The organism is Hydrogenibacillus sp. N12 (assembly GCF_019645935.1).
Lineage (GTDB): Bacteria > Bacillota > Bacilli > Thermicanales > DSM-22653 > Hydrogenibacillus > Hydrogenibacillus schlegelii.
In genome coordinates this window covers 1,545,052-1,569,904 of record NZ_CP080953.1, presented here as the reverse complement: position 1 = coordinate 1,569,904, position 24,853 = coordinate 1,545,052, and the positions used below count along the sequence as shown (strand labels likewise).

Annotated in this window: 24 protein-coding genes and 1 pseudogene; 18 read left to right on the top strand and 7 right to left on the bottom strand. The window is 63.7% G+C overall.

Going from position 1 to position 24,853, the window contains the following annotated elements; all coding sequences use genetic code 11:
- Nucleotides 1-66: 66 nt before the first annotated feature.
- The 3 genes from K2M58_RS07375 to K2M58_RS07365 are packed head-to-tail and all read right to left on the bottom strand — an operon-like array spanning nt 67 to nt 3,345.
- Nucleotides 67-705, bottom strand: a complete 639-nt coding sequence (locus K2M58_RS07375; protein WP_220677028.1) for a TetR/AcrR family transcriptional regulator — start codon at nt 703-705, stop codon at nt 67-69.
- The gene (locus tag K2M58_RS07370; RefSeq protein ID WP_220677027.1) at nt 705-1,829 is read right to left on the bottom strand and encodes a 3-oxoacyl-[acyl-carrier-protein] synthase III C-terminal domain-containing protein; all 1,125 of its coding nucleotides are present in this window, start codon (nt 1,827-1,829) and stop codon (nt 705-707) included. The genes K2M58_RS07375 and K2M58_RS07370 overlap by 1 nt, the downstream gene beginning before the upstream one ends.
- Nucleotides 1,801-3,345, bottom strand: a complete 1,545-nt coding sequence (locus tag K2M58_RS07365; RefSeq protein ID WP_289628280.1) for an acyl-CoA synthetase — start codon at nt 3,343-3,345, stop codon at nt 1,801-1,803. The genes K2M58_RS07370 and K2M58_RS07365 overlap by 29 nt, the downstream gene beginning before the upstream one ends.
- Nucleotides 3,346-3,576: 231 nt before the next feature.
- On the opposite strand from K2M58_RS07365, the gene K2M58_RS07360 reads away from it, so the two are divergent.
- From K2M58_RS07360 to K2M58_RS07305, 12 genes are all read left to right on the top strand, one after another.
- A complete protein-coding gene (locus K2M58_RS07360) occupies nt 3,577-4,296 on the top strand; it encodes a TetR/AcrR family transcriptional regulator (protein ID WP_252393415.1) in 720 nt (239 codons plus the stop codon).
- Between the two features lie 215 nt (nt 4,297-4,511).
- On the top strand, nt 4,512-5,774 hold the full coding sequence (locus K2M58_RS07355) for a substrate-binding domain-containing protein (RefSeq protein WP_220677025.1): 1,263 nt from the start codon (nt 4,512-4,514) through the stop codon (nt 5,772-5,774).
- Nucleotides 5,775-5,909: 135 nt separating this feature from the next.
- Complete coding sequence (locus tag K2M58_RS07350; protein ID WP_220677024.1) at nt 5,910-6,737, top strand: ABC transporter ATP-binding protein; 828 nt, start codon at nt 5,910-5,912, stop codon at nt 6,735-6,737.
- Nucleotides 6,734-7,471: an ABC transporter ATP-binding protein gene (locus K2M58_RS07345; RefSeq protein ID WP_220677023.1), complete on the top strand. Its 738-nt coding sequence runs from the start codon at nt 6,734-6,736 to the stop codon at nt 7,469-7,471. Before K2M58_RS07350 ends, K2M58_RS07345 begins: the two co-directional genes overlap by 4 nt.
- Complete coding sequence (locus tag K2M58_RS07340) at nt 7,468-8,346, top strand: branched-chain amino acid ABC transporter permease (protein ID WP_252393413.1); 879 nt, start codon at nt 7,468-7,470, stop codon at nt 8,344-8,346. The genes K2M58_RS07345 and K2M58_RS07340 overlap by 4 nt, the downstream gene beginning before the upstream one ends.
- 51 nt (nt 8,347-8,397) lie before the next feature.
- On the top strand, nt 8,398-9,369 hold the full coding sequence (locus tag K2M58_RS07335) for a branched-chain amino acid ABC transporter permease (protein ID WP_220677022.1): 972 nt from the start codon (nt 8,398-8,400) through the stop codon (nt 9,367-9,369).
- Nucleotides 9,366-10,406 carry a 3-oxoacyl-ACP synthase gene (locus tag K2M58_RS07330; RefSeq protein WP_220677021.1) on the top strand — a complete coding sequence of 347 codons (1,041 nt, stop codon included), beginning with the start codon at nt 9,366-9,368 and terminating at the stop codon, nt 10,404-10,406. Before K2M58_RS07335 ends, K2M58_RS07330 begins: the two co-directional genes overlap by 4 nt.
- Nucleotides 10,407-10,433: 27 nt before the next feature.
- Nucleotides 10,434-11,243 (top strand): alpha/beta fold hydrolase, encoded by an 810-nt coding sequence (locus tag K2M58_RS07325; RefSeq protein ID WP_220677020.1) that lies wholly within the window; start codon nt 10,434-10,436, stop codon nt 11,241-11,243.
- The gene (locus K2M58_RS07320; protein ID WP_220677019.1) at nt 11,240-12,829 is read left to right on the top strand and encodes an acyl-CoA synthetase; all 1,590 of its coding nucleotides are present in this window, start codon (nt 11,240-11,242) and stop codon (nt 12,827-12,829) included. Before K2M58_RS07325 ends, K2M58_RS07320 begins: the two co-directional genes overlap by 4 nt.
- Before the next feature lie 84 nt (nt 12,830-12,913).
- Complete coding sequence (locus K2M58_RS07315) at nt 12,914-13,339, top strand: MaoC family dehydratase (protein ID WP_220677018.1); 426 nt, start codon at nt 12,914-12,916, stop codon at nt 13,337-13,339.
- Nucleotides 13,340-13,456: 117 nt separating this feature from the next.
- Nucleotides 13,457-14,548 carry an alpha/beta hydrolase gene (locus tag K2M58_RS07310; RefSeq protein WP_220677017.1) on the top strand — a complete coding sequence of 364 codons (1,092 nt, stop codon included), beginning with the start codon at nt 13,457-13,459 and terminating at the stop codon, nt 14,546-14,548.
- Between the two features lie 48 nt (nt 14,549-14,596).
- Nucleotides 14,597-15,385: an SDR family NAD(P)-dependent oxidoreductase gene (locus K2M58_RS07305; RefSeq protein WP_252393412.1), complete on the top strand. Its 789-nt coding sequence runs from the start codon at nt 14,597-14,599 to the stop codon at nt 15,383-15,385.
- A gap of 82 nt (nt 15,386-15,467) precedes the next feature.
- On the opposite strand, the gene K2M58_RS07300 is transcribed toward K2M58_RS07305, so the two are convergent.
- The 4 genes and pseudogenes from K2M58_RS07300 to K2M58_RS12645 all read right to left on the bottom strand — a co-directional run.
- Nucleotides 15,468-15,764 (bottom strand): DMT family transporter, encoded by a 297-nt coding sequence (locus K2M58_RS07300; protein ID WP_289628238.1) that lies wholly within the window; start codon nt 15,762-15,764, stop codon nt 15,468-15,470.
- A 233-nt stretch (nt 15,765-15,997) separates the two neighbouring features.
- Entirely contained in the window at nt 15,998-16,798 is an 801-nt protein-coding gene (gene istB, locus K2M58_RS07295) for an IS21-like element helper ATPase IstB (RefSeq protein WP_220677016.1), read from the bottom strand.
- A complete protein-coding gene (istA, locus tag K2M58_RS07290) occupies nt 16,795-17,724 on the bottom strand; it encodes an IS21 family transposase (RefSeq protein ID WP_289628279.1) in 930 nt (309 codons plus the stop codon). Before istA ends, istB begins: the two co-directional genes overlap by 4 nt.
- 194 nt (nt 17,725-17,918) lie before the next feature.
- Nucleotides 17,919-18,035, bottom strand: a pseudogene (locus K2M58_RS12645) (helix-turn-helix domain-containing protein); the annotation flags it as partial.
- A 191-nt stretch (nt 18,036-18,226) separates the two neighbouring features.
- Between K2M58_RS12645 and K2M58_RS07280 the strand changes: the two are divergent.
- The 6 genes from K2M58_RS07280 to K2M58_RS07260 all read left to right on the top strand — a co-directional run bounded on the left by K2M58_RS07280 (nt 18,227) and on the right by K2M58_RS07260 (nt 24,697).
- Nucleotides 18,227-18,685 (top strand): L-threonylcarbamoyladenylate synthase, encoded by a 459-nt coding sequence (locus tag K2M58_RS07280; RefSeq protein WP_220677013.1) that lies wholly within the window; start codon nt 18,227-18,229, stop codon nt 18,683-18,685.
- 1,439 nt (nt 18,686-20,124) lie between these two features.
- Nucleotides 20,125-20,256 carry a hypothetical protein gene (locus K2M58_RS12880; RefSeq protein ID WP_289628237.1) on the top strand — a complete coding sequence of 44 codons (132 nt, stop codon included), beginning with the start codon at nt 20,125-20,127 and terminating at the stop codon, nt 20,254-20,256.
- Between the two features lie 677 nt (nt 20,257-20,933).
- Complete coding sequence (locus K2M58_RS07275) at nt 20,934-21,197, top strand: Sua5/YciO/YrdC/YwlC family protein (protein WP_220677012.1); 264 nt, start codon at nt 20,934-20,936, stop codon at nt 21,195-21,197.
- Between the two features lie 3 nt (nt 21,198-21,200).
- Nucleotides 21,201-22,508 (top strand): MFS transporter, encoded by a 1,308-nt coding sequence (locus tag K2M58_RS07270; protein ID WP_220677011.1) that lies wholly within the window; start codon nt 21,201-21,203, stop codon nt 22,506-22,508.
- Nucleotides 22,509-23,270: 762 nt separating this feature from the next.
- A complete protein-coding gene (locus K2M58_RS07265; RefSeq protein ID WP_220677010.1) occupies nt 23,271-23,618 on the top strand; it encodes a histidine triad nucleotide-binding protein in 348 nt (115 codons plus the stop codon).
- Between the two features lie 161 nt (nt 23,619-23,779).
- Nucleotides 23,780-24,697, top strand: coding sequence for a hydroxymethylglutaryl-CoA lyase (locus K2M58_RS07260; RefSeq protein WP_220677009.1), 918 nt, complete (start codon nt 23,780-23,782; stop codon nt 24,695-24,697).
- Nucleotides 24,698-24,853 lie beyond the last annotated feature (156 nt).

The window sequence follows — 24,853 nt, the reverse complement described above, 5'->3', positions numbered from 1 at the left end:
GGAACGGGCGAGGGCTCCGGGGCCGTCAGCCTCGGAAGAACCGTCGGGCCGTTGAGCGGGATGAGGTCATGATTTCGCCGGTCCAACGCGCGCGGCTGCCTCCGGGTGGGGCGACAGCAGGCGCCGGATCAATTCGGCCAGTTCCTCCAGTACTTCGGCCGGAGGAACCCTGCCCTCCCAGAGCACCCAGCGCATGCCCAGCATCTGGCCCATTCCCAGGAGGGCGAAGGCCAGAGTATCCAGATAGGTCTCGGAATCGGTGGCGGGGCCGCGGATCTCGCCGCGCTGTAAGGCTTCCTTCAGTCCGCGCTTATATCCGTCCGCCAGCCGCTGGTAGTACCACTTGTAGAGGGGTTCGTCCACGAACTGGCTCTCCAGGACAATCCGGTACAGGTTGCGATGTTCGAGGGCGTAGCGGAAGAAGGCTTCAAAACCCGCCCGCTCCCGTTCCAGGCGGTTGGGCAGGGCGGCCACGCGCTCGGCGATCCGCCGGCGGAGCTGGTGGCTCATGTGTTCCACCAGCTCGCGGAAGATCGTCTCCTTGGAATCGAAGTACTCGTAGAAAGTGCCGACGCCGACGCCTGCGGTACGCGTGATCTCGACAATGGAGGCGGCGTGGTAGCCCCGCTCTCCGAAGACTTGTTCGGCGGCCTGCAACAGCTTCTGCTTGGTAGCCATGCCTCGCTCGGTGGTCGGCTCGCGCATCAGGCATCCCCTTCCCAGCGCACCGCGCAGGCGGCCCAGTTGTAGCCGGTGCCTGCGGTGAGCATCAGAATTCGAGTCCCCGGTTGCAGCAGCGGTGAGCGGCTTGCGTGGAGCCGGGCGAGGCCCAGCAGGGGGTCAATGGCCGAGATGTGACCGGTGTCATCCAGGTATACGGCGTGATCGCTGGTCACACCAAAGGCTTCGCACAAGGTTTCGAAGAGGGAGCGCTTGGTGTGCAATGGCAGCAACACGTCGACACCATCGAATCCCGCCCGGCTGAGGGCCTCCCTGGCCACTGCGACGAAGTTGTCGACCGTGACCGGATCCAGCATCTCTTTCATGGTCAGGGGGTCGCTGACCTCGAAGGCGTGCAGGCCGCTCGCCACCGTGGCGTGGCTGGCAGGTAGCAGCGAACCACCGGCCGGTACCCGGACGAACTCGGCGAACCGCCCGTCGGTGCGAAAGGCTGCAGGGTAGATCCTGGCACGGATTCTGACATGCCCGGGGTGGCCGGCCCCCCTATTCCCGTGGGGAGAACCCCCATCACCGGCTGGCCCCCGTCCAGCCGGTTCGCGGGACACGACCGCCGCCGCGCCGCCGTCACCGAAGTTGAACATGAAGCGCGCCGTATGGTTACGGTAGTTCAGCAGGTGGGACTCGGTGGACGCACCGACGACCAGAATCCGGCGCAAGTCCGGGCGGACGGCCAGCAGCCCACGGGCGGTCTCCAAGGCGAACGGGAGGCCGGCGCTGACGGCGCTGACCTCGAAGGCAAAGGCCTGCCGTAGCCCAAGTAGCGCCTGGATGCGCGGAGCCGCCAGCCAGACGTAGTAGTCCTTGTGCGGGCTGCCAAAGTAGATGACGGCGTCGATTTCCTCCGGCCCGACGCCGGCATCGGCCATGGCTCGCCTGCCTGCCTCGGCGGCGAGCGTCGAAACCGTCTCGCCTGGCCCGGCAACGTGCTTTTGCCGTAGCCCGAATTTGTCGCGGATGACTTGAGCCGGGATACCGCTGGCGGCGGCCACGTCTTCGGCGGTCATGACGGCCCGGGGTAGGACGTAACCGAGACCCTCGATGACCAGGTGGCTGCCCGCCTTAATCTCCGAGTCCCCGTTCCCGTACATACAGGTCCCTCACTTCACTGCGAGCCACCTTGCCGATGGAAGTGCGTGGCAAGGCGTCAACGAATAGAAAATCTTTCGGTACCTTGAATTTCGCCAGACAGGCCGCGGCAAACTCGCTCAGCTCTGCGGCCGTGACCCTGCTCCCGAGACGCAGTGCCACAACGGCCACGGGCACCTCGATCCACTTGGGATCCGGCCGCCCGACCACGCACACTTCGGCTACCGCCGGGTGCCCCTGCAGCACGGCTTCGACTTCGGCCGGGTAGATGTTCTCGCCGCCGGACTTGATCATTTCCTTCTTCCGCCCGACGACGAACGTGTGGCCGTCGGGGTCGCGCCGGGCCAGGTCGCCGGTGCGGAACCAGCCGTCGGTGAATGCCGCCTCCGTGGCATCGGGCAGGTTCCAGTACCCCTGAAAGATGTTGGGACCGCGCAGCCAGATCTCTCCTACCTCACCGGCGGCGCAGTCGCGGCCGTCCTCCGCCACGATCCGGGCCTCGGTGAGCGGGGCCGGCTTACCAATGAAGCCCTCCGCCCGGGTACCGGCTTCCAGTTCATCCGCATGGATCATGAAGGCCGTCGGCGACGATTCCGTCAGCCCGTAGCCACCACCCATCGCTACCCCCCGGTCCCGGACCCGCCGCACCAATTCCAGCGGACAGCGATCGCCTCCATTGATGAAGTAGCGCACGCTCGACAAGTCAGTGGCGGGCCACGCGGGGGCTTCCGTCAGCATCTTCAGGATGGTGGGTACCACCATGACGACGGTGGCCCGTTCCCGTTCGATGAGCCGCAGGGCGTGATCGGGTTCGAACCGTCGCGGCAGGATGACGGCGGCGCCGAGGAGCAGGGCCGGCAGTGTAAAGAGACCGATTCCGCCCACATGGATCAGGGGGAGCAACGTCAGGAAGCGGTCCTGGTGCGTGAAACCCAGCGGTACGATAGCGTTGATGGCGTTGGCGAACATGTTGCCATGGGTGAGCACCGCCCCCTTGGGTCGGCCCGTCGTGCCCGACGTGTAGCAGATGAGCAGGGGATCCTCCGGTGCCGCTCCGTCCCCCAGGTCGCCACTTCCCATGTCGCTACCGTGATAGGGCACGGCACCCGGGAACTCCGCGTCCCGGTCAAGCATCACCACCCGTTCCGCCGGCAACCGGGTCCGGGTGAGAATTTCAGACACCATGGAAACCTGCTCCCGGCCGACGAACAAGGCACTGCAGCCGCTGTCCTTGATCTGAAAGGCTAGTTCTGCTGGCGACAGGCGGTAGTTCAGCGGAACGAGAATGCTCGATGTGTGGCCGGCCGCCAGCAACAGCTCGATGAACTCGGGCAGGTTCATGGCCAGTACGCCGAACCGGTCGCCTTCGCCTATGCCCATTCCCCTCAGCAGGCGCGCCGCCCGCAAAGCTCGGGAATGGAGCTCACCGTACGTGATCTTGCCCTGATCGGTGATCAACGCCGTCCGCTCGGGATACGACTGTGCGTGTTGCCGCACCCAGTGATGAACCGGACGCATAATCCCCAGACACCTCACTTCCGGGACGAACCCAATACCCGAATCAGAATTCGGCTTCTTTTTCCCGTTCTCTGCCGTGCCCGTTTTTCCTGCCGGGGCGATCCCATCGACTCGCCGGTTCCCCATCGACCCAACTGTTCCGTTACCGCCTTTCCCTGTTACGCCTGCGCCCGGACTACCAGCGGCCACCAGGGGCAACCGTCACGGGATGTCGAATTACCAAGGCAAGAGGTGAGCAACGTGGACGAATCCCGTCAGGTGCGCGAGCCTCGCCACGCACCGCCCGCTTCGCTGGGTGATTACGTCAGCCGTGCCTACCAGGCGAAGACGGCCCGCGGACAGGCCACACGGCAGAAACTGCTGGACGCCGCCGAGGAGATCTTTGGGCACAAGGGCTACTTCGAGACGTCGGTGGTGGACATCGTTCGCCACGCTGGCGTCAGCCAGGGCACGTTCTACGTCTACTTTCCCAGCAAGCTCGACATCTTCCGCGAGCTGGTCATGCAACTCAGCCGTTCGCTCCGTCGCGAGATCGCTCAGCGTACCTCCGGAGTCCGTGACCGCCGGGAATTCGAGCGCCGCGGCTTCGAGGCGTTCTTCGATTTCGTCCATAAGCACCGCAACCTGTACCGCATCGTGCGCCAAGCGGAGTGGATCGATGAAGGCCTGTTCCGGGCGTATTACGAGGCCATTCTGGAGGGCTACATGCGTGGCCTGCGGTCGGCCCAGGTAGCCGGTGAGATCCGCGACGACCTCGATCTGGAGACGCTGGCCCTGTGCCTCATGGCTGTCGGTGACTACCTGGGGATGCGTTGGGTCCTCTGGGAGGGGCAGAGTCCGCCCGAACGAGCCGTGGAGACGATGCTGACCCTGGTCTTTGAAGGAATGAGCCGGCGATCCCGCGATCTCGTGACCCCTCCGCGACGCAATCCAGACGGTCGGACCTATTGACCGGAGGAATTCTGCGGGCATACCCTCGGGTCCAACGAAATTTCGTAAGTTTGGCCGGGTACCCGGCAGGAATCTGCCGGGGCTGGTAGAATGCGGTTATCCGAAAGGTGACTAGGGTGTCAAGTTCGGCGGCCCACGCTGGCTGCTGATGCCGGCGGCCTGGCCATGGAGAGGCCGTGTCGCCGAGAACTGTATCCCAGAGGGGGAGTTGCACGATGCGTCACAGGGGGCGGAGGGGCCGGGTTTTCCTGGCACTCGTACTGTCAGCCATGTTGGTGCTGACTGCCTGCGGCGGGGGAGGTACCACTGGGACGGAAACAACGGAAACGAGTGGGGAGCCTGGCGGAGGCGGCGGGCAACAACCGCCCATCAAGATCGGCGTGTTGACCGACCAGAGCGGGCAGCTCAAGAACTACGGGACGCAGCAGGTCCGCGGCCTCAAGCTCGGGCTCGAGTACGCCACCAATGGCACGATGACCGTTCTGGGACGCAAGATCGAACTGATCATCGAAGATGACGCCAGTAACCCGAACCAGGCGGTGCAAAAAGTCCGGAAGCTCATTGAGCAGGACCAGGTGGACATCCTGCAAGGAACTGCCTCCAGCGGCGCCGCTCTCGCCGTCATCCCGGAGGTTGAAAAGGCCAAGAAGGTCTTTATCGTGGACCCGGCCGCGGCCACGGAGATCACGGGCAAGAATTGTAGCCGCTACGTGTTTCGTACCGGCCGCAACGTGGCCCAGGATGCCCTGACGGGAGCCAAGTATCTGGTCCGGGAAGGCCGCAAGCGATTCATGAATCTAGCCCCCGATTACGCCTTTGGCCACAGCAGCGCGGAGGCCTGGTCGTCGGTGATCAAGGCCGCCGGCGGCGAGATGATCGGCGACATATTCGTTCCCCCGGACGCGGTCGACTTTACGCCCTACCTCCAGCGCCTGTTGCAGGCCAAGCCCGACGGTGTCGTCGTGACCTGGGCAGGCGCCGGCGCCGTCACCCTCTTCCAGCAAATCGCCGAGATGGGCCTGTACGACAAGATGCTGGTGTTCACCGGGATCGGTGACATCGACTCCCTAAAGGCCACCGGAGACGCCGGCGTCGGGGCGGTAGGCATCAACACCTACTTTCACCTGTTACCCAAGAACGAAGTGAACGACTGGCTGATCAAGCGTCACCAAGAGGAGTACGGCGAACCGCCGGATCTCTTCACCGCCGGTGGCATGGCAGCCGGTATCGCCATCGTCAAGGCCATCGAGAAGACCGGTTCCACCGATACGGAAGCCCTGAGCAAGGCCCTGGAGGGCTTGTCCTTCGAGGGTCCGAAGGGCACCTACACCATCCGCGCTGAAGACCACCAGGCCCTGCAGCCCATGTACGTCGTACGCCTCGAGAAGAAAGCGGGTTACGATTACCCGGTACCGGTGCTGATCGAGGAGTTGTCGCCCGAGGCCACGGCACCGCCGGACACCTGTGAGGCCTTTTGAACGCCGCGCACGGGCTTCCCGGCCGTGGGGGCACGCGGCAGCCCTCACGGCCGGTAGGCCCCTGGGTATGGCCTACGGCGAAGCCTGGGGGAAGAGGTCAGGACAGACGGACCGCAAGGTGGTGACGACGGAGCCATGCAGCCCGCGGAACCCTTGGAACCCGTGCCGGCAGCTTCTCCAGTCATCCTGGAAACCCGGGACCTGAGCCGGCGCTTTGGAGGCTTCACGGCGGTCGATCGCGTGAACCTGAGCATCCGGGCGGGCGAGTTCCACGCCATCATCGGTCCCAATGGCGCGGGCAAGACCACGCTGTTCAACCTGCTAAGTGGCGACCTGCAGCCCACGGCAGGACAGATCCTGTGGAAAGGAGCCGACATCACGCGCCTGCCCGCCCATCACCGCGTGCACCTGGGGATCGGCCGTTCATATCAGTTGACCAATCTCTTCCCCAGCCTCACCGCCCTCGAGAACGTTCGCCTGGCGGTTCAGGCTCGCCTTAACAAGACCACCCGCGGTTCGCCGGCCTCGCTACGCCTGGGGTTCCTGCCGGCGACCCGGTTCGCGGAGGTCAAGGAGAGGGCCTGGGCGGTCTTGACGGAGGTGGGCCTGGCGGGCCGGGAGGGGGTGGAGGCCCGGGCGCTGTCCCACGGCGACCAGCGCAAGCTGGAAATCGCCATGCTCCTGGCCTGCGACCCAGAACTCCTCCTTCTGGACGAACCGACCGCCGGCATGTCCCATGATGAGGTGCCGGAGATGCTCGAGGTGATCGGGAGGCTGCGGCGGGACGGCCGGCGCACGGTGGTACTGGTCGAGCACAAGCTGGATATCGTCCTGAACATGTCCGACCGGATCACGGTGCTGCATCTAGGCCGAGTCATCGCGTCGGGCACTCCCGAGGAAATCGTCCGGGATGAAACGGTGCAAGCAGCCTATCTGGGCGGATTCGCCGGGTGGGATGAATGAGCGTGCTCCTGCACGTCCGAGAACTGAGTGCCGCCATCGGCCCGTACCGCATTCTGCACGATGTTTCGCTGGAGGTACCGGCGGGCAGCGTGACGGTGATCGTCGGGCGCAATGGTGCCGGCAAGACCACCACACTGCGCACCATCATGGGGATGACGAGAATCCTTAGCGGCCGCATCGAATTCGACGGCCGCGACTTGACCGGCATGCGGCCTTATCAGATCGCCCGTCTGGGCATCGGCTACGTGCCGGAAGACCGCGGCATCTTCACCCAGTTGACGGTGGAAGAAAACCTGCGGGTGGCCGAGCGGGAGCCGGGGAGCCTGCGTCGACGCCTGCCCGTGATCTTCGAGCTGTTTCCGGATCTGGAGCGGTTTCGGTCCCGCCGGGCCGGATCCTTGAGTGGCGGCCAGCAACAGATGGTCGCCATCGCGCGGGCACTGGTCAATGAAAACCGCCTGCTGCTCGTGGACGAACCGTCCAAAGGACTGGCGCCCTCTTTGGTCCGGAAGGTGGCGGACACCTTGCGGGCCATCGCCCGCGAGGCAACGGTGGTGCTGGTGGAACAGAACCTGAACATGGCCGCCTACGTCGGGGACCGTTACGTGATCCTGGAGGACGGGCGGTCCGCCGGCTCGGGACCTATGGAGGAGCTGGCGCGGGACACCGACCTGCAGCGTACCTACCTGGGCGTCTCCGGGCGGGCGGTGGCGGCAGGGGGTGGAGACCGGTGATCACAGAGGTCACCTTGCCGCTACTGGTCAATTTGACCTTGAACGGGATCGTCCTTGGTACGCTCTACTTCTTGACGGCTTCCGGGCTATCGTTGATCTTCGGCCTCATGCACGTCCTCAACCTGGCCCACGCGGCCCTGTTTGCCTGGGGTGCCTACGTGGCCCTGGCCACATACACAAAGACGGGCAGTTTTGCCCTGTCCCTCCTGGCAGGCCTGGCCATGGGTGCCATCATCGGGGCCGTGATCGAGATCGGGTTCGTCCGGCCCTTCTACGGGGACCACATGTTGCAGATATTGCTGACCTTAGGCCTGTACCTGGTACTGCACGAGACGCTGCGGCTGATCTGGGGTCCGTCTTTGATCGCCTTCCATATCCCCGCCTGGGCCCAGGGCACGCTGGACGTGGCGGGCCTGCCTTTGTCCCGTTACCGCATGGTGCTGCTGATCCTCGGGCTGGCGCTGTTTGTGGCGGTCTACCTGCTGCTGACCCGTACCCGCTTCGGCATCATCGTCCGGGCCGGGGTGGAGAACGCGGAAATGGTGGAGGCGCTGGGCATCAACGTCCGGCGGATCTTCACCGGCGCCTTCGTCTTCGGCGGGGCGCTGGCCGCCTTCGGGGGCGCCGCGGCCGGGCCCTTCTTTCGCGTGGTCTGGCCGGAGATGGGGTCGGAGATGCAGCTAGCGGCCTTTATCGTGGTCGTGATCGGTGGCCTGGGCAGCTTTACGGGGTCGGCGGTGGGTGCCCTACTGGTCGGCCTTTTCCAGGCATTCGTCGGCTACTTCTATCCAAACGCGGCCCTCATCGTCAATGTGGCCTTGATGGCCCTGGTGCTCCTGGTCCGCCCCCAGGGTCTGTTTGCCCCCGGCCGCTAGCCGGTTCGGGAGCGGGCATCAAGGTCCAGAGGGGGCTGGCGTAACGGGGGGATGGTGGTGAATACGCAGGCCGTCCGGTCGCGGGTGGCACGGTTGCCCCTGGTCCGCTTGAGTTGGGGGGTGGCCGCCGCCACGCTAGCGGCGTATCCGCTCCTGATCCCGTCGTCCTACTACGTCTCCCTGGCCATCGACGTCCTCATCATGGGGGTCTATGCCCTGACTTTCGACTTGCTGCTCGGCTTCACCGGGCTGCTGTCCCTGGGACACACCCTGTTCTTCGGCCTGGGTGCCTATGCGGTAGGCCTGCTGATGGTCAAGGCCGGACTGGGTGTGGCGGCGGCGCTACCCCTGGCCGTGGTTGCGGCCTTGCTGGTTGCGGTTCTGTTCGGGGTGCTCTCGTTGCGGGTCAGCGGCGTGTACTTTGCCATGGTGACCCTGGCCTTTTCCGAGCTGACTCGGCTGGCCGTAGAGAAGATGAGCTGGCTGACCGGTGGGGCCGACGGACTCGCCGGACTCCCCACCCCGGCCTGGCTGGGGGACCGGACGGTGTTCTATTACGTAGCCTTGGCCTTGCTGGTTTCTACCTATTTACTCTTGCGCCGGTTGGTCGCCTCTCCTGTGGGGACCACCTGGATCGCGATCCGGGAGAACGAGCGTCGGGCCGCGGCCATCGGCTACAACGTCTTCGCCTACAAGCTCCTGGCCATCACCGTGGCCGGCGTGCTGGCGGCCCTGGCGGGGGCAGCCCACGCCCTGTTCTTCAGTTACGTTTCGCCCGAGGTGCTCGGCGTCGATAACACCATCAACGTCCTGCTGATGACCATGATCGGGGGCCTCGGCACCCTCACCGGGCCCGTCCTCGGGGCAGTGGTGGTGCGGGCCGTTGGCACCATGCTCAGCTCTTATACCGACCACTGGCTGTTGCTGTTCGGGGTGCTGTACGTGGCCATCGTGATGTTTCGGCCTAAAGGACTCCTCGGCAGCGTCCGGGCGCGGCAGGCCCGGCAGGAGGTTGCGGCATGAGGAATTGGGTGGGATTGGTGGCAACGGGCGTTTACGTGCCCGCCCAGGTTCAGGACGCCGCCTATATCGCTGCCCGGACCGGGATCCCGGAGGAAGTGATTCGCGAGAAGTTCGGCATTCGCAAGAAGCACGTGGGCGGGGAGGACGATCACATCTCGGTCATGGCCCTGGCCGCCGCCCGGAGGGCCCTCGAGCAAGCGGCCCGGGAAGTCCCCGGGTTCGAGCCTGCCGACCTGGACGTGGTGATCTACTGCGGCAGCGAGTACAAGGATTACCGGCTCTGGTCCTGTTCGGCCATGCTGCAATACGAGCTGGGCGCCCGCAGGGCCTATGCCTTCGATCTGATGGCGCTATGCGCAGGCGGGGTGCTGGCTCTCAAGGCCGCCCGGGATCAAATCCTGGCCGACCCGCAGATCAACAACGTGCTGGTGGTGGCAGCCTCGCGAGAGGCCTCGCTCGTCGATTACCGCAACCAGCGGACCCGCTTCATGTTCAACTTCGGCGACGGGGCGGCAGCCGCGATTCTCCGGCGGAATCACCCCGCCAACCGGCTCCTGGGCATCGCCGCGTTGACGGACGGATCCTTCCATGCCGACGTCAAGGTCCCTGCCGGCGGTACGGTGTACCCGCCCCTGAAGGTGGTGATCCCTCCCGAGCGGTGGTACCTTGACGTTACCGATCCGTCCGGGATGAAGGAAAGACTGGATGCCGTGTCCCTGGAGAACTTCCTGCGGGTGATCCGGCAAGCGGTGCAGGACAGCGGCTTCGAGACGAAGGACATCCGCTTGCTCCTGCCCGTGCACATGAAACGGTCCATGCACCGCGCCATTCTCCAGCGGCTCGGGCTACCGGAGGATCGCAGCGTGTACCTGGAAGAATACGGCCACGTTCAAGCAGCGGACCAGATCATCGGTCTGGAGGAAGCCAAACGGCGTGGCCTGCTACGAGCGGGGGACCTCGTGGTCCTGGTGGCGGCGGGCACCGGATACACCTGGGCGGCAGCCGCCCTGCAGTGGGGCCCCGTGCGGGATATCTAGGGTTTCACCGAAGGTGGTGACGGCCGGATGCCCTTCGCGTCGGTCAATGGCCTGCGGCTATACTACGAGGAACACGGCGACGGATTTCCCCTCTTGCTGATCGAGGGGCTGGGTTACGCCCTCTGGATGTGGGAGCGCCAACTGCCCGTACTGGCCCGGCACTTCCGGGTGATTGCTTTTGACAACCGGGGCGTTGGCCGCTCGGACCATCCGAAGGCCCCCTACACGATCGCCGACATGGCCGATGACGCTGCTGGTCTTCTCGATGCCCTGGGCATCAGGAAGGCCCACGTGCTGGGGATTTCCATGGGAGGCATGATCGCCCAGGAACTGGCCCTGCGCCATTCCGACCGGGTAGAACGGCTAATTCTCGGTTGTACCCACTGCGGAGGCGCCGATCATCTACCCACCCCGCCGGAGACGACCGCGGTCCTGACGGCCGATACGCAGGGGATGCCCCTGGAGCAGGTGCTCCGCCGCAACATGGCTCTTGCCTTTGCACCCGGGTGGCCGGAGCGCCATCCCGAGGAGTTTCAGCATTGGATCAAGGTCCGGCTGGCCTGGCCGGTGTCGACTGATACGTGGCGCCACCAGTTCCAGGCCATTGCCGGCCACGACACGAGCCGCCGCCTGCACCAGATTAAGCACCGCACCCTGGTGTGTACGGGCGACCGGGACCGGGTGGTCCCGGCTGACAACAGCCGCCTGCTGGCCGAGCGCATCCCGCATGCCCGGCTGGAGATCTTCCCGGGGGCCGGCCACCTGTTCTTCATTGAACAAGCGGACCGGTTCAACGACGTGGTGGTGGAATTCCTCAAGGGCGGGGTGGGCGTATGAGTGCCCCTGGCTGGTTCTTCCGGCGGGCCATGGCCATTCCGGACCGCATCGCCCTGGTGGATGCCACCGGACGGGGGCCGCGCACCGGAGCCACCACCCGTGAGGGCAAGCCCCCTGCCTACACCTATAGGGCCCTGGCGGAGCGGGCGGCGCGGCTGGCCACTCGACTGCGCACGCTGGGTGTTCGCAGGGGCGACCGGGTTGCCATTCTGGCCCCCAACCGGCTTGAACACGTCGACCTACTGTTTGCCACGGCCGCTTTGGGTGCCGTGTTCGTCCCCCTGAATTTCCGCCTGCACGCAGAGGAACTACGGGAGCTGCTGGCTGATGCCCAGCCGCGAATCCTGTTCTACGCGGATGCGGAGCCCTTCTCGGCCATGGCGGTCGACCTGGCACGTGATCTAGACCTCCACCAGGTTCCGGACCTGGCCGTGTTGCCGTTGGGCGAGGAATACGAGGCGGGGCTCCAGGGGGTGGAGACGGAGCAAGTTGCGGCGCTGCTCGAGGAGATTCTTCAAGGGGGTCAGGACATCGGCATGGAAGACCCGTGGATGCTGCTGTATACGGGGGGCACCACGGGTAAGCCCAAAGGGGCCGTAATCAGCCACCGGCAGGTCATCTGGAACGCCGTCAACACGGTCACGAGCTGGGAGCTATCGCCCTGTGACATTGCCCCGGTATTTACCCCCCTCTTCCATACCGGGGGTCTGAACGTGTTCCTCACACCCCTCCTTCACCGCGGTGGGCGGCTAGTGCTCACCGATAAGTTCGACCCTGAGAGGGCTCTCCATCTGATTGAGTCGGAAGGAATGACCCTGGTCTTCATGGTGCCCACCATGTACCACATGCTGGTGGAATTGCCCGGTTTCGTGACTGCCAGGTTGCAGTCGGTGCGCTGGTTCATCTCTGGCGGGGCGCCCTGTCCTGAGCCCATTTACGAGGCATTCCGCTCGCGGGGCCTCATCTTCAAGGAGGGATACGGCCTCACCGAGGTGGGACCTAACAACTTCGTTCTCCCCCTCCAGGACATCCCGAGGAAAGCGGGCTCGGTGGGGTTTCCCGTGCTCCACGCGGCGGCCCGAGTGGTTGACGAGGACGGCCGCGACGTACCGCCGGGCGAGGTGGGCGAGTTGATCCTCAGCGGTCCCCACATGTGCTCCGGTTACTGGCGCAACGTAGAGGCCACCCGGGCCGCCTCCCGCGACGGCTGGTGGTACACCGGCGACCTGGCACGGAGGGACGAGGAGGGGTACTTCTGGATCGTCGGCAGGAAAAAGGACGTGATCATTTCCGGCGGCGAGAACATTTACCCTCTGGAGATCGAAACGGTATTGCACGGTCATCCGGCGATCGCCGAAGCAGCGGTGGTGGGCGTGCCTGACCCGAAATGGGGGGAGCGTGTGAAGGCTGTCGTGGTACCGAGAGAGGGTCATCGTTTGACGGCCGAGGAGGTGCAAGAGTACTGTCGGCGACACCTCGCGGGTTACAAGGTACCCCGGCTGGTGGAATTCCGTGATGCCCTGCCCAAGAACGCAGCCGGCAAGGTGCTCAAGCGAGAACTGCAACATCCTCTGCCAAACGGGTAGAGGGCGCGGTGCATAGCGGCGTGGGGAGCGACATGACTGCAGGCCTATACGGGACAATGCACACTTGGCTGGGGGGCAGAGTGCATGGGGTTCCCCTTCCAAGTCGGCGATTCCGCCGAAGTCACTCGTGAGATCACCCAAGAGGATGTTCAAGCCTTTGCCTCTTTGAGTGGCGACGACAACCCCTTGCACCTGGATGCGTCATTTGCCGCCCGGACCCGTTTCCGCCAACCCATCGCCCATGGCATGCTCACAGCAAGCCTGATTTCCGCCGTCATCGGCACCCGCTTGCCGGGACCGGGTGGCATATACCTTTCCCAGGAGTTGAAGTTCGTCCGGCCGGTCTTCATCGGGGACCGCGTCACGGCCCGGGCCGAGATCCTGGATATCCGTCCCGACAAGCCAATCCTCCGGCTTCGTACCACCTGCATCAACCAGAGGGGGGAGACGGTCATCACAGGGGAGGCGGTGGTGATGTACGAGCCTTCAGCAGAAGCTGGCCGTGTGTGAGCTCACGGTGTTCTGACGATTTCATGGACTATCATCATCCGGTTCTCCAGGAGCAAGGGAATTGTTTCGCGCGGATGCCGGGCAGCAGGGCTCCGAGCCAAAAAAGGGGGATGCACCATGGTGGCGGCGGCGAGCGGGAGGTACGACGGGGACACCATAAAGGCGCACCACGTGGTGACGAATCGGCTGCGCCAGCACATCCGTGAAGCGGGGTCCCCCGATGGCATACCGGTGGTTTTCGTTCATGGGAACCTATCTACCGGGCGCTTCTGGGAGGATACCATGAGGGCCCTGGGCCCGCGTTATCGCGCCATCGCGCCCGACCTTCGAGGTTTCGGCGGCACAGACCCGAAACCCATCGATGCCACGCGCGGGCTTCGTGACTTCACCGATGACCTCCATGGCTTGCTTGAGACCCTCGGTCTTGCGGGACGCCCGGGAGGCGTACACTTTGTTGGGTGGTCGGCGGGCGGGGCCGTCGCGATGCAGTACGCGATCGACCATCCCCGCGAGGTTGCGTCGTTGGTCCTCGTGAACCCGATGTCGCCCTATGGTTTCGGGGGAACGCGGGATACTGAAGGCACGCCATGCTGGCCGGATTTCGCTGGATCGGGCGCGGGCACCGCGAACCCCGAGTTTGTAAGGCTCCTGGCTGACGGTGAACGCGGCGCCGAGCATCCCCTTGCACCCCGTAACATGCTCAACAACTTCTACTTCAAACCTCCATTCCGTGCCAGTCCCAACGACGAAGAGGACTTTCTCGACGCCATCCTCAGCGCCCGGACGGGAGAGGATTTCTACCCGGGTGACGTAACGGCGTCTGCGAACTGGCCCGGCGTGGCGCCTGGCACACGGGGCATGAACAATGCCATCTCGCCCAAGTATTGCAACCTCGGCGGTTTCGCAGGAATCGAGCCGCGGCCCGACGTCCTCTGGATTCGCGGGGCGGATGACCAGATCGTCTCCGACACTTCCCTCTTCGACTTCGGTTACCTCGGGATGGTTGGAGCCGTGCCGGGCTGGCCGGGTGAGGAGATATACCCTCCACAGCCCATGGTGTCGCAGACTCGGACGGTTCTCGAACGGTATCGCGCCGCCGGCGGCCGCTACCACGAGGAAGTGCTACCCGGCTGCGGGCACTCGCCGCAGATCGAGAGCCCCGGGGAATTCATGGAGATCTTGACGGCCTTTCTGGAGAGGAGGACCTAAGGGGAGAGTACGCACATCTGAGGCTGAAAGGGGTTTGTCACGGAGAACATGGACGCGGACCGCTTTGCAATGGATCGTTTCCATCTTGACGATCGCGTCGCGGTGGTGACCGGTGCCGGACGCGGCATCGGCAAGGCTTTGGCGCTGGGGCTGGCCGAAGCGGGAGCGGCGGTAGCGGTCACCGAGTTGCCCGATCGCCTGCCCGATGCCCAGGAGGTGGCCGATGCGATAACCGCCTCAGGTGGTCGGGCCGTCGCCGTTCCGCTGGATGTTCGGGACCTGTCGAGTATCGACCGCATGGTACAACAGGTGGTTGACACCCTCGGTGCCGTTGACATCCTGGTCAACAACGCCGGTATCCAGATCGCCAAGCCTGCCGTGGAGATCACCGAGGAAGACTGGGATGCGGTGCTCGACGTCAACCTGAAGGGGGTGTTCTTCTGCTCCCAGCGAGTGGGGCGATGGCTGATCGCCCAGAAGCGAGAGGGGGTTATCATCAACATCGCTTCACAGAACGGTCTGGTCGGTTACTACAACCGGGCCCCCTATTGCTCCGCCAAGGCGGGGGTGGTCAACCTCACTCGCGTGCTGGCCATCGAATGGGCGAGCTACGGCATCCGGGTCAACGCCGTCGCTCCCACCTTCATCCGGACGCCCCTCGGTGAACAGACCTTGCGCAACGAAGAATTCCGCCGCGACATTCTCGCCCGCATTCCTCTGGGCCGCATCGGCGAACCGAGCGACGTTGTTGGGGCAGTCATCTACCTTGCTAGCCCTGCCGCTTCCCTCGTGACGGGGGCAACGCTAGTCGTCGACGGGGGGTGGACGGCGCTCTGACATGCGTGCCCGCCTGGTGCCCGGAGGTGGGTTCGCGCTTCCGGTTCGTCACCAACACACAGAGGCACGACAAGGCCGGGGCCTACCGTGAGAGATTGAGCATGACGGTGCCGATCAGGATGAGGGCTATACCCACCGCCCGATAGGGGTCCAGCGTCTCGTGCCAAAGCAACACACCGGCCAAGACCGCACCCGCGGCTCCCAGGCCCGACCAGATCGCGTAAGCGACGCCGAGCGGGATGTGCTTGATGCTCAACGAGAGGAAATAAAACGCCGCGCCATATCCGATGATGACGACGAGGCTGGGCCCCAGACGGGTGAACCCCTGGGACAACTTCAGGGAAATCGTTGCGGCCACCTCGCTGGCGATGGCCAGCAACAGGAGCAGGAACGGCTTGATGGCTTTGCACCTCCCGTCGGTCTTTTACCCGGCCCGCGGCCGCTCAACCAGTCCGTTGGCCCAATTCCTGCAGGCTCCGGAGGGATCGTTATCGCCAAGGTCACTTCGAAGGCGATGGTTCCATCGTAACGGTAACCGGCTGGCATGTCAACGCCGACCTAGAAGTGACCCACTTGGCGCCGGTTGGAAACTGACCCACCCCTTTGGGTCACTTACTCCGCAGAGCCGTCCTGTGGCATCACCTCCCTTCGGGGTGGGGTCCCGCCGAACAGTCCTGCCCGCTTCTTCTCCCGAAGCCGGTAGCTCTCGCCCCGGATGTTGATGACGTGGCTGTGGTGAAGCAACCGGTCGAGGATGGCGGTGGCGATCACCGAATCACCCAACACTTCGCCCCACTCGGCAAAGCCCTTGTTACTGGTCAAGATGATGCTGCCCCGTTCATAACGGGCCGAGATCAAGGCGAACAGGGCGGTTGCCGCAGCCCGGTCGTAGGGCCAGACCCCGAATTCGTCGATGATCAGCACCTTGGGGGCCAGGTAGACTCGCATGCGCCGGTCGAGTCGGTGCTCGGCTTGGGCGCGGCGCAGGTCTTCGAGCAGCTCGTGAGCCCGCACGAAGTACACCCCATAGCCGGCCTCGATCGCCTTGATCCCGAGAGCCACACCCAGGTGGGTTTTGCCCACGCCTGGTGGTCCGAGGAAGATCACATTGGCGGCGTCGGCGACGAAGGCGAGGGTAGCCAGCTCGCGAATCTGGCGCTCGTCGACGGACGGCTGGAACCCGAAGTCGAACTGCTCCAGGGTGCGGTGAAAGGGCAAATGCGCCAGTCGTGTCCGTGTCCGCAGGTAGCGCTCCCGGCGCGCCGCCGCCTCGAGGCCCAGCAGGTCCACGAGGAAGTCGGGGTAGGGGAGCTGCTTCTGGGCGGCGGCCTCCAGGCGGCTTTCGAGAACCGCCGCCGCGTGGCTCAAGCCCAGCTGCTCCAGGTACTGCCGGGCCTTCTCCAGGGTGATCATCGCCGACTCACCGCCTCGACCAGAGCCCCGTAGGTGCTCAAAGACCGTCGCTCGACTTCCACCGTGGGCCATTGCACCGCCCGGGGCTCCGGCCGCGGGCGGCCACTCTTCGCGGACAACCCCGCCCACTGCTGCGGGTGCGTGAAGCGCTGGCCCGGCCGGAGGGCCCGGGGATGCACCGCCACCCGCTGGTCACCGACCCAGAGCTCGACCACGCCCTCGCCCGGCTGGACCTGGACGAGCTGGCCGGGCCGCCAGGGCCACGGCAGGCCGGACCACGCCCGTTCCCACGGCACGTCACCGTCCCGGCCCACCTGCCGCTGCTCGCGCAGCCAGGGCCTAAGCCGCTCCTGCGAAGCAAGCGGCCGCAAGGCCCCTCGTTCGATCGCCAACCGGTCCACGGGCCGCTCATGGGTGGTGCCGTGGATGCGGACGTTGGCCACGGGATCACACCACGCCAGTGCCTGCCGGTTCAGGTCATCCAGATCCGTGAACCGAACCGCGGGCCAGAAGTTGCCCTTGACGTCCTTGATGCCGCTTTCCACCCGGCCCTTGGTCTGGGGGCGGTAGCCCCGGCAGAGCCGGATGGCAAAACCCAGCCGCAGGGCAAAGTCCAGAAAGCGTTCATTCCACTTGGGCTCGCCGTTCTCGTCTTGGCCCAACACCACCAGCTTGGTCCGGTCGTACAGGCCCGTTTCGGGCACTCCGCCGAAGTACCGGAACGCGTTCAGATGGCACCGGATGAACGTCGCGGTGTCGGCCCGGTCGACAAACTCTACGTACAGGGCCCGTGACCAGCTGAGCACCATCGCGAAGACCCACTTTCGCCGGACCGTGCCGTCCGGCAGCGTATAGGCACAGCTGCCCCAATCCACTTGCGCCTCATGCCTGGCTGCGTCTCGAACCGGACCGTGCCGGGAATGGATCGGGGGCGACGCAGGGGCCGGACGAACTCCTTGAGGATGGTGTAGCTCCCCTCGTAACCCTGGATCCGCAGCTCGCGGAGAAGGACGACGCAGTTTTCCACACCTTCCGCGACCCGTTGCAGGATAAACGCTTTGTACGGGTCGAGCTTCGAGCCGCGAGTCGCCCGAGGTGCCGGCTTGGGCACCTCGGTGGCGCGCAAGTACCGCCGCACCGTGTTCCGGGAGATGCCGAGGATTCGCGCGATCTCCCGGATGGACCGACCCTCGCCATGAAGCTCGTATAGGCGTTTCACCTTCCCACCTCCCAGCATGTTGCCGAGGACACCTCCCGCTCCGTGGCTGGATTCGGAAGGTGTCTTTGCCGGGGGGTGGGTCAGTTCCTACCCGGCGATCCCGGGTCAGTTTAACACCGGCGATGACATGACAAGCCTGAAGGGAAACTTTACAATCGATAAGGAAGGCCTGGACTATTCCATGAAGTAAGTCGAAAGGAGTTCTTGATATGCCAACTGCTCAGGTCAAAGATCCCACGCCTGCTGCGGTCAGGGAAGCGGCTGATCTTTTGCGCGCAGGAGAGGCGATCATCTGTCCTTCGGACGCCAATTATGGCATAGCCGTAGATCCCTTCAACAGGCGTGCCGTCGAAACCTGTTTTCAGATTAAGAAACGATCCGGAAACAAACCGCTCACCTTATTCATAGCCGAGCCAGAAGACTGGAAGCGCTATGGTTGGGCGGAAAACGCCAAACTTGTGGACGTCCTGGCCGATCTCTACTGGCCCGGCCCTCTCAATATCGTCGTGGCGAAAAGGCCAGAAGCGCCGGATCTGTCTCTCGACGCCGTCGAGACAATTTCCATCGCCTGTCACGCCAATTCGGTCATCCACGATCTCATCCGTGCATTCGGCGGACCGGTCGCCATTGTCAACATCGGATGTAAAATCCCCAATAGCAGCGGATAAAGATTCCCCAAAATCACCGGCATGATTTCCTCAAAATCATCGGAGGATTCCCCACCCCTTTGTCGAACTATGCACCGCCAACACTTTGGAGGTGCCGGTGATGAGGGAGAGTGAAGAAGATGGAGATCAGGAAGCTGTTTGAGAGGGCGTCAGCAACTCGGAACTGGCCAGAATATACGGCAATACCGCAAAACCATCCCAAGGCTGTGAGTGAAGCCGAGGCAGCAGGAGGAGGGGATGGTGAAGTCGCGCACCGTAGGGTGAAAGGCACAAGCTGACCCGTACAAGGCCCAATGTGGGAGCCAGCGGCATGCGTACGGCGTCCAACCCCCACCCCCTCAATGCGAGCGAATCCTTTCGCGAGATCCGAGCAGGATATACCGGCGGAATTACCGTACTGCCCGAGTTCATGCACCCTCTCCGCCCGGTTGTCTCGCCAAGGCACCGTGCCGTATGTGAGACGGCTCCGGGGAACAAGCGCAAATCGACCTGGGCGCATTCCCAACCTGGATCCGCAGGGGCCATCGGCGCAAGGTATGTGCTTTGCCATGGTCCTCGCTTACCCCACATGCTCCCCTGTAGTTTATCCAGAGCGCGGACCAACGGCATAATCCTCCAGGCGCTCCTAACGCGCTGGAGTTCTTCGCGGGTTCCAAAGGTCATGCTCAGCGACAACTGCTCCCGGGGGGGGGGGAACGGGGGCGGGGGCTGTCGTGCCCCAACGACGGTCATGGACACGTTCGAACTGGCAGCCGGCGTACATGACTTCGCCCAAGTACTACGGATTCGTGCCCAAGGCTGTAACCCTACCGAAGTCGCACAAAAGGGAAGATTGAACGCCATCGGGTATAGCCGGTCCAGCTTCTGCCGTTTCGTCGTACCAGGACGAACCTGAACCGGCAAGGTGCCATCTGCGAGATACGGTGCTAATGTGCCATACCAGGGGGGGGGCACGACGCGGACAGCCGGTGGTCGGTTCATGCCGAGACCCGCCCCGTATTGTTTTGTTTTTAAGGGCCCCCTGCCCTAAGAGCCGTACACGCGCGTAACCCGATATGCGCAAGGTCATGAGCGGATTGTCGCATCTCCGGAACACGAACATTACACCGATCCATGGCTGTAATGTGGGCACCCGTGATGGGGGGTCCGGGAAGTTTGAGTCAGGCCCCGCCTGCAGATCGATTACGGCGGCAGGTCATTGCCGAACACCGCGTGCTCACAGGCCGCACCAGGTCTCAACCGACCCTGAGCACTTCAAGGGCAATCCCGCTGGACGCCTCTTCCGGATCGAGGCAAGGGCCAGGGTGCAAATCGGGCCGTACGTGGGAGCAACGGGAGCTGTCCGTCTATGACAGATCGCGATGAAGGTCAGGCAATGAGTGAGCGTTGTTTGGCCAAGGCCGAGAGCAGCAGCTGACTGGATTGAAGCCGCCGCGGCGGTGGCTGCCGCGTGCGTGGAGTGGGCAGCGGCACCAGCGACCTATGCGGAGTTCCTGCACAGACTGCAGGATCTGACAAGAGCGATCAGCCGTTACATGCACGCCAGACTCCGCATGGCCAACTTCCCGTGATCACATGACCTTTGCAGATTTCGTTTTCTCGTTCCAGCCGTCGTCGATGACGACAAATACGCGAACTGGCCGGCTTGATTTCAACCGGGAGGCAGCAACTCATCTTCCCTGGGACCGCCGGGGGTGCACGACCCACCTTCGGTGGCCCTGGGGATGAGGCGATTCGACAGCGCATGTAGCGTCTACTTCGTGACCATGCAGAAGCTGGTCGCTGACTTGGCGACGGCGTACCCAAGAGGACGGCTGGACAAGCCCTGCCCCCCGCATCTACACCCAGCCAAGCTGCTTATCTGACGACGAATCGCTACTTTCCGCTAGACGCCTTGACGCCGCGACTTCTTCCGGCACGTGTCGGAGCGCTACGAGCATGCTCCCTGATCATCACGTCCAACCCCAGCTTCACCAACTGGGGGACCCTCTTCAGGTGAACCAGGTGCTGGCCTCTGCCTTGCTCACCGGCTCCTGCACCACGCCACCACCATCAACATCCGCGGCAACAGCTACCGATGAAGGACAAGCTGCGCGCCGGGGTGATCCCATGCGCTGAAGGAGAGGTGACCGCGTAGATCGAACATACGTCTGGGGAATGATGCGCGATGATTTTGGGGAACTGAATCCGCTGTTTGTGGGGAATCGAACGCGATTTTTTTGGGGAGTTTTAATCCGCTATTGACACCATGACGTCTGCCAATCTTTCTGGAACTTTCGATGACGCGCTAGTCGATCTTGATGCGGCGCTCGAACATCTCGGTTCCGCCGTGAAGATGGCTCTTCGCGGTGGGAAGGTCTCTACAACGAAATCGACGACCATCGTTCGCGTCGGCAAGGACATGACCCTTCTGCGCGAAGGGGATCTCCGCTTTGACCGTATTCAACGGGAAGTGATGCAAAGGCTGTCTTCGCAGAACGGTCAAAGCGTGGGAAGAGAAAAGGATATATGAGACATGACGAATGAAAATCTTTTAAGCAGAGTGGTTTTTGCTTTTCTTTTATATAGAGTTGTTTCGCGTTTCTCGTTCTATGTGCCGATTTTTGTCGTTGCACTTGTCGTTTCCGGCTTTTCGTTCCTGAAAATTGGAGGGATCTTGTTTGTCTACGGCTTGAGCACGCTAATTGCTGGCAATTTTGGTCGTCGTGTACTGGAAGAGCGGGGACCTGTCGTGCCCATCGTGTTGGGAGAGATTCTTAAGGCTCTTTCTAATGCCATCATCGGTGGCGTGCTGGCTGGTATTTTCGGCAGCCCTTGGGCGCCGATGGCACTGGCTGCCATGCTGTTCGCTCAACTGGCCGGCGGTATCGGCTATGCCATGGCTGCCATAGGGGATGGCAGCTATCTGTCCCATGCGGCTCGATCTTTGCACGCTCAAGAGTCCTCGCAGCAACAGGCACAGGCACGCTCATCCAGTGCTATGTTCATGTCCTTTCTGGCAGCAGGAATCGTTGGTGCTATGAGCTTCCGGATTGTGTCCTGGCTACCGTTTGCAATGACGGCAGGTGCCAATCTGATGGCTGGTCTGATAGCCGGGAGGTGGCTGGTTCTTTCCCTGCGGGATGCTGCAGGGGACGACGTCGGGAAAATGCGGGTCCTTGTCAGCTCGTCCGGATCCACGAGGATAAACGACCGTGGAAAGGGCAAGGTGCGTCAAGGGTCAACACCCTATTCGGCTAGAGCCTGGATTGCGGTTCTGAGCTATGCCCTGCTGCGATCAACTGTCATCGTCATGCAACTTCTTATTCTGCCCGTCTGGTTTTTCCTCGACATGAAAATCGATGTTGTCTATTTCGGGCTGCTGTTTGCGCTCTATACACTATCCGGGTTTTTGGGCGGGCGTTTCTATCCGGTGATTTCAACCCGGACTGGCGAGGAGAACGGCAGGCTCCTGATGTTCGTGGTAACGGCCCTGTCTTTAGCCTTGGCCGGGCTGATCGATAATCGCTGGCTGGCATTCATCGCTCCCGTCGGAGCATTCGCGGGCGCTGGAATGGTGCGCCCTGCCTTTCTTCCCGAGCTTGTCAGGGCATCCACACGTGACGGCAAAGAGGCCAATGCAGTTTCCGATGCGGAGCGGATCTTTGGGTTACTGACCGCTCTTCTTTATTTGATCGGAGGAATTGCTCTGCATTGGAAAGTCTCACCTGCACACCTGTCCGTCTGGTCAAGTGGAATGCTGTTCGTCCTAGGCGGACTGCTCTGGTGGCGTGGTCGTTGGCTCAGTCAAAAAGTAAAGCGTGAAACTCACGTGCGTATGTGACGATGCATGCAGGACAATGGCACAATAAAGCCCACCCACGCGTGGCTTAAGAAGGCGCCGCCCGGATCGTGACGCACGATGGCTTTCAGGCGCCCTCTCTTTTGGGTCAGAATGAATGCTTTGGCCCGTTCCCAAGCCGGAAGCGTCGGCTGAACATCCGGAGAGAAAGAGACGGCGCATCCGGGCACCCGCCGGCTTCGTGCGTCCGGAATCGGCATAAACCAAACCTTCCAGCAGCCATCGACGAGCGGGGTGAAATCGGCGGGGAGCCCCGCAAAGGCGTCCGGTTCCCGTTCGGAAAGAAGGCCGGCGACGAGATTCGCCCGTTCTTTGGCCGGGACAAGGGGCTCGAGAAGCGGATTCGGTTTTGGTTTTCCCGCCTTTCGTTTAATCAGGCGTCCTGAGGAGAACCGGCCGGGGAGCCCGTCGTCTGGTCGGCGCCTCTTGCGCCGGACGGATGCGTTCCTGAAGGGAAAGTCGATCCGGCTCCCCTGTCCGGGGAAGTTTTTGAGGCGCGCGATTTCGACCTCTTTTTTGCGAGGAGCTCAACCCGATCACGGATGCGCTTCGGGGATCCTCAAGTAGGGTTGTCCATATTCACTTGACTGACATGCGGCTTCGGCCCCCGCTTGTGCCGGCGGGGCGCTTCCGCTATACTGGAAGCAACGGGAAGCGGGTCGGCCGGGGGCGAGGTGGCGCCCGAGCTTCCGGTCCGGCGGAGCGTCGGCCGATCCGGGCGAGACGACAAGGGAGGGCCGATCGGTGCACGAGGAGAATTGCGTTTTTTGTAAAATCATCCGCGGCGAGCTCCCTTCTAAAAAAGTGTACGAAGACGACGAAACGCTCGCCTTTCACGACATCAACCCCATCGCGCCGGTGCACGTCCTCGTCGTGCCAAAGCGCCACATTCCGAACGTGCTGGCGATCACCGACGACGACTCGGCGCTCCTCGGCCGCCTTCACCGGGCGATCCAGGAGGTGGCGAAGCGAACCGGCGTCGCCGAGACCGGCTTTCGCGTCATCACGAACACCGGTCCCCACGGCCAGCAGACGGTCTTTCACCTGCACTACCACGTCATCGGCGGCCGCCAGCTCAGCTGGACGATGTGACGGCCCGCTCGGACGCCGACGGGAAGCGGGGCGTCGGCCCGCTCGGGCGCCTGCTGAGAAGCAGGGCCGGCCGACGTGGATGCGCTCTAAGCATCCGGGACGGCCCGCTCAGCTCGTCGGGTGACGGAGGTCGGTGCGAAGTGGCGTCCGGAAGGAGGGGGATGGTGATCGCGATCCAGGAAGTCGGGCCGCGGGACGGGCTGCAGAACGAGCCGGTGCGGCTTCCGACGGAGGAGAAGATCGCCTTCATCGAGCGGCTCGCGGCGACGGGGCTTCGGCGGATCGAGGCGGTGTCGTTCGTCCACCCAGAGCGGGTGCCCCAGATGGCCGACGCCGAGGCCGTGTGGGCGGGGTTTCGCCGGGCGTCCGGGGTCACGTACGCCGGCCTCGTCCTGAACCGGCGGGGGTTTGAGCGGGCCCGGACCTCCGGCGTGGAGGAGATCCACTTCGCCTTCGGCGTGACGGAAACCTTTAACCGGAAGAACCAGGGGGCGGCGCCGGAAGAAAGCTTTCGCCAGTTTGCCGCCCTCCTCGAAGAGGCGGAGGCGGCAGGAGAGCGGGGGCGCTTTCGGGCGACGCTCACCCTGTCGGTCGCTTTCGGCTGCCCGTACGAAGGACCGGTCGACGAAGGGCGGGTCGTCGACTTCGTGCGGCGGGCGGCGGAAGCGGGGTTCGACGAGATCGTCCTGGCCGACACGATCGGCGTTGGGGTGCCGACGCAGGCGGCCCGCCTCGTGCGCCGGGCGATCGAGGCAACCGGCGGCCGGGTGCCGATCGGCGCCCATTTTCACAACACGCGAAATACCGGCCTCGCCAATGCCTACGCTGCCCTCGAAGCGGGAGCGACGGTCTTCGACGCGTCGGTCGGCGGTCTGGGCGGCTGCCCCTTCGCGCCGAACGCCACCGGCAACATCGCCACGGAAGACCTCGTCTACATGCTGGAAGGCATGGGCGTATCGACCGGCGTCGACCTCGACGCCCTCATCGAGGTCGCCCGCTGGATCGAGGGCAAAGTCGGCCGCCGGCTGGAAGGGATGGTGATGAAGGCCGGCCCCTTCCGTCCGCTCGGTGCCGGGTGAAAGCGTTTTACGGCCGGTCCTCGGATGGGCGGCCAGGACGCGCCGGGCCCCGGCCTTTGACGGGCCATCGGCGGGACGCGGAGACGCGGCGGAGCGGATGTCCCGAGGAGCGGAGCGGATGTCCTGAGGAATGGAAGGGAGAAGGAGGCAAGGAAG

Coding starts and splice junctions, on each gene's coding strand:
- K2M58_RS07375 (WP_220677028.1), bottom strand. CDS start 705: ATGCGCGAGCCGACCACCGAGCGAGGCATGGCTACCAAGCAGAAGCTG.
- K2M58_RS07370 (WP_220677027.1), bottom strand. CDS start 1,829: ATGTACGGGAACGGGGACTCGGAGATTAAGGCGGGCAGCCACCTGGTC.
- K2M58_RS07365 (WP_289628280.1), bottom strand. CDS start 3,345: ATGCGTCCGGTTCATCACTGGGTGCGGCAACACGCACAGTCGTATCCC.
- K2M58_RS07355 (WP_220677025.1), top strand. CDS start 4,512: ATGCGTCACAGGGGGCGGAGGGGCCGGGTTTTCCTGGCACTCGTACTG.
- K2M58_RS07350 (WP_220677024.1), top strand. CDS start 5,910: ATGCAGCCCGCGGAACCCTTGGAACCCGTGCCGGCAGCTTCTCCAGTC.
- K2M58_RS07345 (WP_220677023.1), top strand. CDS start 6,734: ATGAGCGTGCTCCTGCACGTCCGAGAACTGAGTGCCGCCATCGGCCCG.
- K2M58_RS07335 (WP_220677022.1), top strand. CDS start 8,398: ATGGTGGTGAATACGCAGGCCGTCCGGTCGCGGGTGGCACGGTTGCCC.
- K2M58_RS07330 (WP_220677021.1), top strand. CDS start 9,366: ATGAGGAATTGGGTGGGATTGGTGGCAACGGGCGTTTACGTGCCCGCC.
- K2M58_RS07325 (WP_220677020.1), top strand. CDS start 10,434: ATGCCCTTCGCGTCGGTCAATGGCCTGCGGCTATACTACGAGGAACAC.
- K2M58_RS07320 (WP_220677019.1), top strand. CDS start 11,240: ATGAGTGCCCCTGGCTGGTTCTTCCGGCGGGCCATGGCCATTCCGGAC.
- K2M58_RS07315 (WP_220677018.1), top strand. CDS start 12,914: ATGGGGTTCCCCTTCCAAGTCGGCGATTCCGCCGAAGTCACTCGTGAG.
- K2M58_RS07310 (WP_220677017.1), top strand. CDS start 13,457: ATGGTGGCGGCGGCGAGCGGGAGGTACGACGGGGACACCATAAAGGCG.
- K2M58_RS07305 (WP_252393412.1), top strand. CDS start 14,597: ATGGACGCGGACCGCTTTGCAATGGATCGTTTCCATCTTGACGATCGC.
- istB (WP_220677016.1), bottom strand. CDS start 16,798: ATGATCACCCTGGAGAAGGCCCGGCAGTACCTGGAGCAGCTGGGCTTG.
- K2M58_RS07280 (WP_220677013.1), top strand. CDS start 18,227: ATGCCAACTGCTCAGGTCAAAGATCCCACGCCTGCTGCGGTCAGGGAA.
- K2M58_RS07275 (WP_220677012.1), top strand. CDS start 20,934: ATGACGTCTGCCAATCTTTCTGGAACTTTCGATGACGCGCTAGTCGAT.
- K2M58_RS07270 (WP_220677011.1), top strand. CDS start 21,201: ATGACGAATGAAAATCTTTTAAGCAGAGTGGTTTTTGCTTTTCTTTTA.
- K2M58_RS07260 (WP_220677009.1), top strand. CDS start 23,780: ATGGTGATCGCGATCCAGGAAGTCGGGCCGCGGGACGGGCTGCAGAAC.